This window comes from Pseudomonas sp. GV047 (assembly GCF_003058245.1).
Taxonomy (GTDB): Bacteria; Pseudomonadota; Gammaproteobacteria; order Pseudomonadales; family Pseudomonadaceae; genus Aquipseudomonas; species Aquipseudomonas marginalis.
Genome location: NZ_QCWA01000007.1, coordinates 314,133 through 326,608, shown reverse-complemented (window position 1 = coordinate 326,608; position 12,476 = coordinate 314,133). Strand labels below are relative to the sequence as shown.

At 64.7% G+C, this 12,476-nt stretch carries 13 protein-coding genes; 8 read left to right on the top strand and 5 right to left on the bottom strand.

The annotated features are described in order from the left end of the window. Positions 1 to 8 precede the first annotated feature (8 nt). The 3 genes from C8K58_RS20335 to pedF are packed head-to-tail and all read right to left on the bottom strand — an operon-like array spanning position 9 to position 2,108. On the bottom strand, positions 9 to 758 hold the full coding sequence (locus C8K58_RS20335) for a quinoprotein dehydrogenase-associated SoxYZ-like carrier (protein ID WP_108574203.1): 750 nt from the start codon (positions 756 to 758) through the stop codon (positions 9 to 11). A 9-nt stretch (positions 759 to 767) separates the two neighbouring features. Beyond that, entirely contained in the window at positions 768 to 1,643 is an 876-nt protein-coding gene (locus C8K58_RS20330) for an ABC transporter substrate-binding protein (protein WP_027606206.1), read from the bottom strand. 3 nt (positions 1,644 to 1,646) lie between these two features. Continuing rightward, positions 1,647 to 2,108 (bottom strand): cytochrome c-550 PedF, encoded by a 462-nt coding sequence (gene pedF / locus C8K58_RS20325; protein WP_027606205.1) that lies wholly within the window; start codon positions 2,106 to 2,108, stop codon positions 1,647 to 1,649. A 255-nt stretch (positions 2,109 to 2,363) separates the two neighbouring features. Here pedF and exaA point away from each other — a divergent pair, with 255 nt between their 5' ends. Next, positions 2,364 to 4,256 carry a quinoprotein ethanol dehydrogenase gene (gene exaA, locus C8K58_RS20320; protein WP_108574202.1) on the top strand — a complete coding sequence of 631 codons (1,893 nt, stop codon included), beginning with the start codon at positions 2,364 to 2,366 and terminating at the stop codon, positions 4,254 to 4,256. Between the two features lie 228 nt (positions 4,257 to 4,484). Next, positions 4,485 to 5,132 carry a pentapeptide repeat-containing protein gene (locus tag C8K58_RS20315; protein ID WP_027606203.1) on the top strand — a complete coding sequence of 216 codons (648 nt, stop codon included), beginning with the start codon at positions 4,485 to 4,487 and terminating at the stop codon, positions 5,130 to 5,132. Between the two features lie 19 nt (positions 5,133 to 5,151). On the opposite strand, the gene C8K58_RS20310 is transcribed toward C8K58_RS20315, so the two are convergent. Beyond that, positions 5,152 to 5,778, bottom strand: coding sequence for a response regulator transcription factor (locus tag C8K58_RS20310; protein WP_065948415.1), 627 nt, complete (start codon positions 5,776 to 5,778; stop codon positions 5,152 to 5,154). Further along, a complete protein-coding gene (locus C8K58_RS20305) occupies positions 5,775 to 7,037 on the bottom strand; it encodes a sensor histidine kinase (RefSeq protein WP_098479984.1) in 1,263 nt (420 codons plus the stop codon). The genes C8K58_RS20310 and C8K58_RS20305 overlap by 4 nt, the downstream gene beginning before the upstream one ends. Before the next feature lie 168 nt (positions 7,038 to 7,205). Between C8K58_RS20305 and C8K58_RS20300 the strand changes: the two genes are divergently transcribed. The 6 genes from C8K58_RS20300 (at position 7,206) to C8K58_RS20275 (ending at position 12,230) form a co-directional block, all read left to right on the top strand. Further along, a complete protein-coding gene (locus C8K58_RS20300; RefSeq protein ID WP_108574201.1) occupies positions 7,206 to 8,378 on the top strand; it encodes an ABC transporter substrate-binding protein in 1,173 nt (390 codons plus the stop codon). Between the two features lie 30 nt (positions 8,379 to 8,408). Then, positions 8,409 to 9,368, top strand: coding sequence for a YVTN family beta-propeller repeat protein (locus tag C8K58_RS20295; RefSeq protein WP_027606199.1), 960 nt, complete (start codon positions 8,409 to 8,411; stop codon positions 9,366 to 9,368). Further along, positions 9,365 to 10,105, top strand: coding sequence for an ABC transporter ATP-binding protein (locus tag C8K58_RS20290; RefSeq protein WP_108574200.1), 741 nt, complete (start codon positions 9,365 to 9,367; stop codon positions 10,103 to 10,105). The genes C8K58_RS20295 and C8K58_RS20290 overlap by 4 nt, the downstream gene beginning before the upstream one ends. Next, complete coding sequence (locus C8K58_RS20285) at positions 10,102 to 10,893, top strand: ABC transporter permease (RefSeq protein WP_108574199.1); 792 nt, start codon at positions 10,102 to 10,104, stop codon at positions 10,891 to 10,893. The genes C8K58_RS20290 and C8K58_RS20285 overlap by 4 nt, the downstream gene beginning before the upstream one ends. Before the next feature lie 107 nt (positions 10,894 to 11,000). Next, the gene (locus tag C8K58_RS20280) at positions 11,001 to 11,549 is read left to right on the top strand and encodes a PQQ-dependent catabolism-associated CXXCW motif protein (RefSeq protein ID WP_027606196.1); all 549 of its coding nucleotides are present in this window, start codon (positions 11,001 to 11,003) and stop codon (positions 11,547 to 11,549) included. Positions 11,550 to 11,564: 15 nt separating this feature from the next. Continuing rightward, positions 11,565 to 12,230, top strand: coding sequence for a response regulator transcription factor (locus tag C8K58_RS20275; protein ID WP_032889994.1), 666 nt, complete (start codon positions 11,565 to 11,567; stop codon positions 12,228 to 12,230). The last annotated feature ends 246 nt before the right edge of the window (positions 12,231 to 12,476 follow it).

The window sequence follows — 12,476 nt, the reverse complement described above, 5'->3', positions numbered from 1 at the left end:
CCTTCTGGTCAGGGAATGGCCGCGTCGAACTCATTGCCGCTGTTGTCGCGCAGCACCAGGCGGGTGGGCCCCGGCGCGTCGATGTCGAAGGCCAGGTTGGGGTTCTCGCTGACCGCCGGGAACAGCTCAAGATCAGCCAGCACCTGGCCGTCCTGGCCGCGCAGTTGCGCATGGTTGATAAAAAACTCGGGGATGCCGCTGACCATGCCGTTGTCCATCGGGTGCGCCACCTGCACACGCACGCGGCTGAACTCGCCACGCGGGTAACGGCCGCCGAGCACTTCGCCGATGTGCTCTTCCCAGCCCGGCTGGGTGCGTACCACGCTGGGCGCGGTGCAGCCGCCACCGGCCGCGTCGATCAGGGTCGAGCCCACATGCCACAGGCCGTCATCGGTGAGCACCGCCGCCCGCAACGGGGTGGCCTGCTCGATACGAATCCGCAGCGACAGCCATGGCAGCACCCCGGCCTTGAGCTGGAAGTCGACGATTTTCGGCAATGGGTTGAGCTCGGCCCAGGCCAGGATCTTCACCACATGGCCGTTGAAGGCGCGCGCATCGATTTCCAGGGGCACCTGACGCGCATCTTCGGCGAACGGCGGCGCGAGCAGCTTGACTCGGTCGTCGAACACGAACGGCGCCTGCGCCAGGAACTGCTTGTGATAGAAGTCCCACATCACCGACGGCACCGGGTCGACCTCCACGGCGTGCGCCGCCAGCGGCAGCCAGCAGGCCAGGATGCAGCTCAGTCGCCAGTTCATCCCCTGCTCCTATTGATACATCTCGGGCACTTCGTACTGCAGGCCGTAACGGGCATAGATGGCTTGCACCGCGCCGTCGCGGATCAGGCCTTCCAGCGCCTCTTCCACCGCGTAGGCCAACTGGCGATTGCTCTCGTGCACTGCCATGCCGATCTCCCAGCGTTGCTTGCCCATGTTCGGGTAGGCGTTTTCGGCGAGGGCCAGTTGCGGGTCATGGGCCTCGTGCACCTGCCAATCGACTTCGCCGCGCATCGCCATCACCGCATCGACCTCACCGGCTTTCATCGCCGCAAAGGCCTGGGGTACGTCAGGGTAGTGATGGGTCCTGGCGGCGAGCATGCCGTTGAACACCGAGGTGAGGTAGAACGACGGCACACTGTCGACCTCGACGCCAATCGGGTGCTGCTCGAACACCGCCACGCTGGCGACCGTGTCCAGGCGCCGACGATCGTAGGCCACCTGCCATTGTTCGTTCTGGTACGGCCCGAACATCACCACATGGCCGTTTTCCAGTTCGCCCTGGTCGTTGCGCTTTTGTGCGTAATCGCGGTCGTAGGGCGCGCGCATCATCAGGTCGGCCAGTTGCTGGTTGTGCAACGGGCTGCCGCGCCAGATGTAGTCGCGCAGGTCGTCGTCGAGCTTCTCGCCGGCCGGCGCCCAGATCAACGTGAGCCGTACCCCCAGGGCCGTGGCCAGGGCCTGGGCCAGTTCCACGTCGACCCCGCGCGCGGTGGCGCCGTCCTTGAAGCTGTAGGGGGCAAAATCCTTGTACACCGCCACGTTGATTTCGCCGGCGGCGATCATCTGGTCATAGCTGCGCACCTGCGCCTGTGCCGGCTGGCAACACAGCAGGGCCAGGCCAAGCACATAAGCGAACAGGCGCATGGCTTACTCCTCGACGTGCACGCTGTCCAGGTAGGTGCGCACGGCCCACAAGGCTTCCTGGCTCAGGTAGTCGGCCATTTTCGGCATGTACACGCGGCCGTCACGCACCGCGCCATGGCGCACGCGCTCGACGAACCACTCATCACCGGCTTCGCCCACATCCAGCATGCGCAGGTCGGGGGCGATGCCGCCGGACTTGGCTTCCAGGCCGTGGCAGGCGGCGCAGTTCTGGTTATAGGCGGACGAGCCGATTTCCACGGCCCGGTCGTGTTCAGGCGAGGTGCGGTACGGATTGACCGCCGCCCAGCCGTCTTCGTTGACCGGTACGCCGGCGTCCTTGATCGAGGTCAGGCCCTTGGTTTCCACCGCTTGCGGGACCACGTTGCCATGGGCCCAGGCGGAGCCCCCGGCGATCACACCGACCAACAGCCCGGCGACGAGCAAGGCATTGTGTTTTGTTGTCATTATTTTTGCCCTCAGGATTGCACGCAAAACCTCATTGCAGAGGCTATGGCAACCATCTTAGAAACCCCGGGGCATGGGCCGTATGCTGCTTTGGTGGCCGCCCTCTCCTCCCTTGGTAGTAGGGCTTGTGGGGCACGCCTAAAACAGCGGCGCCTCGGGAAGTCTTCCCGGCCACAGCGGGAGTTTTTCCGTATCCGCCCGGCGCCCCGGCGTTCCACCCTGTGCAGGCCAAAACCTCCACTGGGAACTGCAACCATGACAATAAGATCGCTACCCGCCCGCTCACCTTTAAGCCTTGCCGTGCAAGCCTTCGTGCTGGTGGGCAGCCTGTCCCTCAGTGCCGTAACGTTCGCGGCCGCCGAACCCGCCAAGCCGACGCACAATGTCACCTGGGAAGACATCGCCAACGACCACCTGACCACCCAGGACGTGCTGCAATACGGCATGGGTACCAACGCCCAGCGCTGGAGCCCGCTGGCCCAGGTCAACGACAAGAACGTGTTCAAGCTCACCCCGGCCTGGTCCTATTCCTTTGGCGATGAGAAGCAACGCGGCCAGGAGTCCCAGGCCATCGTCAGCGACGGCGTGGTCTACGTCACCGGCTCCTATTCCCGGGTGTTCGCCCTCGACGCCAAGACCGGCAAGCGCCTGTGGACCTACAACCACCGCCTGCCCGACAACATTCGCCCGTGCTGCGACGTGGTCAACCGCGGTGCGGCGATCTTCGGCGACAAGATCTACTTCGGCACCCTCGACGCACGCCTGATCGCCCTCGACAAGCACACCGGCAAAGTGGTGTGGAACAAGAAGTTCGGCGATCACGCCGCGGGCTACACCATGACCGGCGCCCCGGTGCTGATCAAAGACAAGGTCAGCGGCAAAGTGCTGCTGATCCACGGCAGCTCCGGCGATGAATTCGGCGTGGTCGGCCAGCTGTTTGCCCGCGACCCGGACACCGGGGAAGAAGTGTGGATGCGCCCGTTCGTGGAAGGCCATATGGGCCGCCTCAACGGCAAGGACAGCACCACCACCGGCGACGTCAAGGCGCCTTCGTGGCCGGATGACCCGACCACCGCAACCGGCAAGGTCGAGGCCTGGAGCCACGGCGGCGGCGCTCCTTGGCAGAGCGCGAGCTTCGATGCCGAGACCAACACGATCATCGTCGGCGCCGGCAACCCCGGCCCGTGGAACACCTGGGCGCGCACCGCCAAGGACGGCAACCCCCACGACTTCGACAGCCTCTACACCTCCGGCCAGGTCGGCGTCGACCCGAGCACCGGCGAAGTGAAGTGGTTCTACCAGCACACCCCGAACGATGCCTGGGACTTCTCCGGCAACAACGAGCTGGTGCTGTTCGACTACAAGGACAAGGACGGCAAGGTGGTCAAGGCCACCGGCCACGCCGACCGCAACGGCTTTTTCTATGTGGTGGACCGCAACAACGGCAAGCTGCAGAACGCCTTCCCGTTCGTGGACAACATCACCTGGGCCAGCCATATCGACCTGAAGACCGGGCGTCCGGTGGAGAACGAAGGCCAGCGTCCGGCCAAGCCCTTGCCGGGTGAAACCAAAGGCAAACCGGTGGAAGTCTCGCCGCCGTTCCTGGGGGGCAAGAACTGGAACCCCATGGCCTACAGCCAGGACACCGGCCTGTTCTACATCCCGGGCAACCAGTGGAAAGAGGAATACTGGACCGAAGAGGTCAACTACAAGAAAGGCTCGGCGTACCTGGGGATGGGTTTTCGCATCAAGCGCATGTATGACGACCACGTCGGCACCCTGCGGGCGATGAACCCGACCACCGGCAAGGTAGTGTGGGAGCACAAGGAAGCCTTGCCGCTGTGGGCCGGCGTGCTGGCGACCAAGGGCAACCTGGTGTTTACCGGTACCGGCGACGGTTTCTTCAAGGCCTTCGACGCGAAAACCGGCAAGGAGCTGTGGAAGTTCCAGACCGGCAGCGGCATCGTTTCGCCGCCGATCACCTGGGAGCAGGATGGCGAGCAGTATGTCGGCGTCACCGTCGGCTACGGCGGCGCGGTGCCATTGTGGGGCGGCGACATGGCCGAGCTGACCAAGCCGGTGGCACAAGGCGGGTCGTTCTGGGTGTTCAAGATCCCGAGCTGGGATCAGAAGACCGCGCAAAAATAACCTCCGCGAGAATGCCGGGCCGCTTTTTGCAGCAGGCGGCTTCTTCCCTTGTGGTGAGCGGGCTTGCCCCGCGCAGGGCTGCGAAGCAGTCGTAGAACCTGAGCGCACGGTGGTGCTGGAGGAATGCCGGGGCCGCTTCGCAGCCCAGCGCGGGGCAAGCCCGCTCACCACAACAAGCCCACTCACCACAACAAGCCCGCTCACCACAGGATCCCCAGAGGTCGTACGATGAACTACCTGCCCTTGTTACTCCTGCTCTGCCTGCCCGTGGCCCACGCCGACGACGGCGACGATGCGCCGCTGATCATCAACGGCTGCACCATCGCCGCACACAGCCAATGCCCCGGCGCCAACCTCAAGGGCGCCAACCTGCGCAACCAGGACTTGAGCAAGATGAACCTGGCCGGCGCCGACCTGCGCGAGGCGGATCTGCGCCATGCCAACCTCGACCTGGCCAACCTGGAAAAAGCCCGACTGCAAGGCGCCAACCTGACCCGCGCCAGCCTGCAACAGGCCAACCTGCGCCTGGCCGACTTCAGAGGCGCCACGCTGATGGCGATCCAGGGTTGGGGCCTGTTCGCCCAGGGTGCGCAGTTCGAAAACGCCAACCTCAGCGCGGCCTACCTGCAATTTGCGCGGCTGTCGGGGGCGAAAATGCACAAGGCCAACCTGCGTGCGGCCGACCTGGAAATGACCTGGTTGAGCAAGGCCGACCTGCAAGGGGCCGACCTCAGCGATGCCAACCTGCAGGAAGCCAAGTTCGGCGAGAGCAACCTGGAACAGGCCACCCTCACCGGCAGCCGCCAGCACTACGCGAACTTCCAGGATGCCAATATGGAAGGCTGCATCGACTGCCCCACCACCTGGGATCGCTAGCCCCCCCGCGCATACGCTGTTATCCAACCACCCGCACCACGCCCATGTCGATCCCCAGGTGCACCAGTTCGGCATGGGAACTCACCTGCAATTTGCTCTTGAGCAAGGTCAGGTGATTGGACACGGTCTTGCTGCTGATATTCAGCTGGTCGGCAATCGCTCGGGTCGGCGTGCCCCTGGCCAGCATCAGGAAGATTTCCAGCTCGCGCGGGGTCATGCCCTGCAAACGTTGATCACCGGGCGTATAGGCCAGTTCAGTGGCCAGGGCCTGTTCGATGTAAGCGTGACCGTCGAGGATGCGCCGCACCGCTTCGATCAACACCTCGGGTGCCGAGGTTTTGGTCAGGTAGCCCGAGGCGCCCGCCTCCAGGGCCTGGCGCACCAGGGGCAACTCGTCGTGCATGCTGAAAAACAGCACGCGCAGGTGCGGCAGGCGCTGGCGCAGGCGCCGGGTGGTTTCCAGGCCGCTGATGCCCGGCAGGCCGAAGTCCATGATCACCAGGTGCGGCAGCGCTTCCTGGACCCGGCTCAACGCCTCTTCGCCACTGGCCGCCTCGCGCACTTCAACGGCCGGCAGCAGCGCACGCAACAGGCTGGCATAGCCTTGGCGTACCACCGCGTGGTCATCCACCAACAGAATATTCATGAGGCCTCCAACGGCATGTTCAACGCCAACGCCCAGCCGGCGCCGGGCTGGCTGATGATCTTCAATTCGCCGCCCAGGCAACGGGCGCGTTCGGCCATTGAATACAGGCCCACGCCGGGCCGCTGGGGCGTGTCTGCACCGCGACCGTTATCACGCACCCACAGGCGCAGGCGCGAACCGCGATGTTGCAGGCGCACGTGCACCTGGCTGGCGTCGGCATGCCGCAGGATGTTGGTCAGGGCTTCCTGGAGCAGGCGGTACAGATGAGTCTTGCTGGCGCCGGGCAACAGCGGCAGGTCGGTGCTGACCTGCAGGTGGCAGGGAATGCCGTGGCTGGCCTGCCACTGGGTGACCAGCAGCGCAAACGCCTCGGCCATCGGCATGTGTTGCAGGGCCACCGGATAAAGGTCGTGGACCAGTGCCCGGAAGCCTTGCTGCAAGTGCTCGCAGTGATCCTCGAGTTGCGCCACCGTGGGCGCCAGCAGGTGCGGCTGGTCGGTGGCCAGGCGCAACAGGCAGGCCTGGGCGCGAATGCCGGCCAGGTATTGGCCGAGGTCATCGTGCAGGGTCTGGGCCAGGTGGGTGCGCTCCTGCTCCTGCACCGCCAGCAGGGTCTGGGTAAGCCGGGTGTTATCTGTGCGCGCCTGCTCCAGGGCGTCGGTCATGCGGTTGAAGTGCAGCGCCAGTTGGCGTGCTTCCGGCGCGCCTTGGCTGCGCAGGCGCACATTGAGCTGGCCGGCGCACACCTGTTGCAGTGCGCGCAGCAATTCATCCAGCACGCCCATGCCCCGGCGCACCGCCCAGCGGATGGTCAACAGGCTCAGGGCCAGAGCCAGTGCGCACAGGCCCAACAATTGTTGCAGGGAGTCCCAGACCTCGTCGATTTCATCCCGTGGGTCGACAGCGATGGACACACGCCGGCCGTCCGGCAAGTCCAGCACCTGGGCACTGCGCCGCGCCTCGGCAAACAGCAGGCGCCCAAGCCAGGCGTCCAGCCCGTCCGCGTCCGGCGCTTGCACGGTGTCGCCGCTCGCCAGCCAGTGCACACGCACATGACGCAAACTCGCGGTGAGGTGGGGTTGCAGGCTGGCCGGATCGCGCGCGGCGGTTTCGCTCAGGTAGTGCACCACCGCTTCGGCCGATTGCAGCTCGCGCTCCACATCGGCCAGGGCCTGGTGCAGCAACAGCGCGGTGCAGGCGCAGGTCACCAGGATGAAGAAGCCGCACACCCATAGGTTGATGCGCCACAAGGCCGACAAGACGCGCATGCTGGTGTCACTCCTGTGGATAGAGCCCGTGGTGCTCCATGCTAAAACCCCACGGCGCACCCGGGGCTACTACCTTGGTACTGCCCCAGCGCTACTTTCTGCATATTTGCAGCGACGTTCAGGGTTCCTATGCTGGCGCTACCTGTCATGGAGTGCCCTATGCGCCAGCTCGCCCCCTACGCCGTGATCTGCCTGCTGGCGATCGCCTGGGCCGCCACCGGCCAGGCCGCCGAAGCGCCCTTGCAGGTGCAGATCGGCTACCTGGGTTATCGGCCCGATCCGGGGCCGCTGCTGTCGAATGTGATTGCCGAGCCCGCCGATGCCGGGCGGCGTGGCGCTGAACTGGCGATCATCGACAGCAACAGCACCGGCGCCTTTCTCAACCAACGCTACAGCCTGACCAGCGCCACGGTGGACACTCCGGACGCGCTGCTCGCCGCCGCCCAGGCCCAGCATGCCCAGGGCCTGCGCCTGTTCGTGATCAACGCACCCGCCGCCAGCCTGCGCCAACTCAGCGCGGCGTTGCCCGACAGCCTGCTGTTCAACGCCGGCAGCCCGGATGACCGCCTGCGCAGCAGCGACTGCCTGGGCAACGTGCTGCATACCCTGCCCAGCCGCGCGATGCTCGCCGATGCCCTGGCGCAGTTCCTGGTCGTGCGCAAATGGCAGAAGGCACTGCTGATCGTCGGCCCCACCGAGGATGACCAGGCCTACGCCGCCGCCCTGCGTCGTGCCGCCAAGCGCTTCGGCGTGCAGCTGGTGGCGGAAAAGGCCTGGCGCTTCGATAACGACCAACGCCGCAGCGCCCAGGCGGATATGCCGCTGTTCACCCAGACCGCCGAATACGACGTGGTGCTGGTGGCCGACGAGCGCGGCGACTTCGGCGAGTACGTGCCCTACCAGACCTGGTACCCGCGCCCCGTCGCCGGCACCCAGGGCCTGACGCCCACCGGCTGGCACAAAACCGTCGAGACCTACGGCGCCGCCCAATTGCAGAAACGCTTCGAGGCCCTGGCCGGGCGCTGGATGAACGACCGCGACTTCGCCGCCTGGATGGCCGTGCGCAGCGTCGCCAGTGCAGTGAGCAAGTTGCGCCAGGTCGAGCCCATGGCGATCCGCCAAGTGGAAATCAGCGAGCAACTGCCCCTGGACGGGTTCAAGGGCCGCAAGCTCAGTTACCGCCCCTGGAACGGCCAACTGCGCCAACCGATTCCCATCGTGCAGCCCCGCGCGCTGGTCAGCACCTCACCCCAGGACGGTTTCCTGCACCCCACCAACGAAATGGACAGCCTGGGCTATGACAAACCCGAGGTGACCTGCCGCTTCCCTTGATCGCCTACCCACAATAATAAGGAATCCGCCATGCGCCGCACCCTGCTCCCATGCGCCCTGCTGCTTGCCGCCGGGCACGCCGTGGCCAGTACCGCCTGGGTCTCCAACGAGAAAGACAACAGCCTGAGCCTGATCGACATGCAGACCCTGCAAGTCACCGACACCCTCAAGGTCGGCCAGCGCCCACGGGGCCTGCTGCTGTCCCATGACAACAAGCTGCTGTACATCTGCGCCAGCGACTCGGACCGCGTGCAGGTGATGGACGTGGCCACACGCAGGATCATCAAGGAACTGCCCTCTGGCAAAGACCCCGAGCAGTTTGCCCTGCACCCCAATAACCGCTGGCTGTACGTGTCCAACGAAGACGACGCGCTGGTCACCGTGATCGACACCGAGACCTCCAAGGTGCTCGGCCAGATCAACGTCGGCGTCGAGCCCGAAGGCATGGCCGTGAGCCCGGATGGCAAGTGGGCGGTGAACACCAGCGAAACCACCAACATGCTGCACTGGATCGACACCAGCACCCAAACCCTGGCCGACAGCACCCTGGTGGACCAGCGCCCGCGCTTCGTCGAGTTCAACCACGATGGCTCGCAGCTGTGGGCCTCGGCGGAAATCGGCGGCACCGTGACCATCCTCGACGTGGCCAGCCGCGCGATCCTCAAGACCCTGACCTTCAAGATCAAGGGCGTGCACCCGGACAAAGTCCAGCCGGTCGGCATCAAGCTCAGCGCCGACGGCAAGTACGGCTTTGTCGCCCTCGGCCCGGCCAACCATGTGGCGGTGATCGACGCCAAGACCTTCGAGGTCCTCGACTACCTGTTGGTGGGCCGCCGCGTGTGGCAGATGGCATTTACCCCGGACGAGAAACAGTTGCTGGCCACCAATGGCGTGAGCGGTGATGTGTCGGTGATCGATGTGGACAGCCTAAAGGTGATCAAGTCGGTGAAGGTCGGGCGTTATCCGTGGGGCGTGGTGGTCACGCCATGAACGCCCTGGAAGTGCGCGAGCTGAGCTTCGCCTACGGCGCACGGCAGGCCTTGTGCGAGGTGAGTTTCAGCCTGGCACCAGGGCGCTTTGCGGCGCTGCTGGGGCCCAATGGCGCCGGCAAATCCACCTTGATCGCCCTGCTCACGCGGCTGTATGACCTGCAAAGCGGCGACATTCGCGTGGGCGGTCATTCCCTGCGTGAGGCGCCGCGTGCGGCCCTTGCGCAATTGGGTGTGGTGTTCCAGCAAAGCACCCTGGACCTGGATTTGAGCGTGGAACAGAACCTGCGTTACCACGCTGCGTTGCATGGTTTGTCGCGGCGCCAGACCGACCTGCGCGTCGCCGCCGAACTGGCCCGCCAGGCCCTCACCGAACGGCGCCGGGAAAAAGTCCGCGAACTGAACGGCGGGCACCGCCGCCGGGTGGAAATCGCCCGCGCATTGCTGCATGAGCCGCGCCTGCTGCTGTTGGATGAGGCCAGCGTCGGCCTCGACCCCGCCAGCCGCCTGGCGCTGAACCAGCACGTGCGCAGCCTGTGCTGCGAACACGGCATCAGCGTGCTGTGGACCACTCACCTGCTCGACGAAGTACAGGCCGACGATGCCTTGATGATCCTGCACCAGGGCCGCCTGGCGGCCAGTGGGCAAGTCGATGCCTTGATCGCGCAACAAGGCGGCGACCTGGGCAGCGTGTTCGCGCGCTTGACCCGCCCCACCACGACGGGAGCGGCGGCATGAACGCTTACTGGCAATGCCTGCGCGGCATCGTGCTGCGCGAGTGGCTGCGCTTTGTGTTGCAGCGCACGCGGTTTCTCAGTGCGCTGGTGCGCCCCTTGCTGTGGCTGCTGGTATTCGCCGCCGGGTTCCGCGCCGCGTTGGGCATCTCGGTGATCGAGCCCTACGACACCTATATCCCCTACGAGGTGTACATCGTCCCGGGGCTTGCCTGCATGATCCTGCTGTTCAACGGCATGCAGGGCTCGCTGTCGATGGTCTACGACCGCGAGATGGGCAGCATGCGCGTGCTGCTGACCAGCCCGCTGCCGCGCACGTTTTTGCTGTGCAGCAAGCTGTTGGCCACCGCGCTGATTTCGCTGTTGCAGGTGTATGGGTTCCTGGCGATCGCCTGGGTGTACGGCGTGCAACCGCCGGCCATGGGGCTGGTCGTCGCCCTGCCGGCGTTGCTGCTGGTGGCCTTGATGTTGAGTGCCCTGGGCTTGCTGCTGTCGAACGCGATCCGCCAACTGGAGAACTTTGCCGGGGTGATGAACTTCGTGATCTTCCCGCTGTTTTTCCTGTCATCGGCGCTGTACCCGCTGTGGAAGATGCGCGACTCCAGCGAATGGCTGTACTGGCTGTGCGCGGTCAACCCGTTTACCCACGCCGTGGAGTTGGTGCGCTTTGCCCTGTACCAACGCTTCGCCGGCCTGGCCCTGGCGGTGTGCCTGGGCTTGACCGTGCTGTTCGCGGTGTTGGCGGTGCTGACCTTCAATCCCCAGCATGCGGCGTTGCGCAAAAAGGGCTGAAGGCGGCAAAACTACTACTTTGGTACTGGTTTTCCTGTCTATCGTCGCATTCCCAAGGGCTCGGGACTCACGTGTAATGCGCGCATAACGATAAGGATTGCCCTGCCATGCTGCCTGCCCGACTGCCTCTATTGGCGCTGTTGTGCCTGTTCGTCGCCCACGTCCAGGCCGACACCCCACTGTTTTCCGCCGAGGGCTACCGCATCAGCCTGTACCGCAGCCCCACGCCCGACCACCTGCCAGGCGCCACGATTGTCGACACCGCGGCCCTGCAAACCCTGCTCAATCAAAGCCCGGCACCGGTGCTGATCGACGTGTACCGCCGCCAATGGCTGCAAGGCCGCTTCATCGAAGACCAGCCCCACGCCAACCTGCCCGGCAGCCACTGGCTGGCCAATACCGGCGACGGCGACCTGACGCCGGAGTGGCAAAGCTATTTCGTACGCCACTTGTATGCCTACAGCGGCGGCGACCTCAAGCGACCGTTGGTCTTCTATTGCCGCTCCGATTGCTGGCTGAGTTGGAACGCGGTAAAACGTGCCGCCAACCTCGGCTATACCTCTGTGTACTGGTATCGCGACGGCCTGGATGCCTGGGAAGCGGCGAAGCTGCCGGTGACGGTCGCCCAACCCGAGCCATTTCAAACCTCACAATAAGAAAGGTGAACGGCCATGTACAAAATCCTGATTGCCGACGATCACCCACTGTTTCGCGAAGCGATCCATAACGTCATCAGCGACGGCTTCCCCGGCAGCGAAGTGATGGAAACCGCCGACCTCGACAGCGCCCTGGCATTGACCCAGGAACACGACGACCTCGACCTGATCCTGCTCGACCTGAACATGCCCGGCATGCATGGCCTCAATGGCCTGATCAACCTGCGCAACGAGGCGCCGACCATTCCGGTGGTGATCGTCTCGGCCGAGCAGGACAAGCAGATCGTGCTGCAAGCCATCACCTACGGCGCCGTGGGCTTTATCACCAAATCCTCGCCGCGCCTGCAAATGACCGAGGCGATCCAGCAGATTCTCAACGGCAACGTGTACCTGCCGCCGGACATCATCCGCACCCAGAAACCCGGCACCCACCGACGCCTCAACGAAAATCCCGGCTTCGCCCCCGAACTGCTGCAAGCCCTGACGCGCAAGCAGTTGCTGGTGCTGGAGCGCATGACCAAGGGCGAGTCGAACAAGCAGATCGCCTACACCCTGGAGATTGCCGAGACCACGGTGAAGGCCCATGTGTCGGCGATCCTGCGCAAGTTGAATGTACATAACCGGGTGCAGGCGATCCTCAGTGCCGGGGATATCGATTTCGGCTCGTACCTGCGCCGCTGACCCATCTGACACAACACAAATAAAATGTGGGAGGGGCTTGCTCCCGATGGCAGTGGAGCAGTCGGCATCTACTTGACTGAACCACCGCTATCGGGGGCAAGCCCCCTCCCACATTGGTTCTCTGTTTGTCAGGGCCGGCCGAGCAGGTGGCTCATGGCAGTCTTGAGCATCAGCGCCGCCAATCTTCCAGACACAACACAAATAAAATGTGGGAGGGGCTTGCTCCCGATGGCAGTGGAGCAGTCG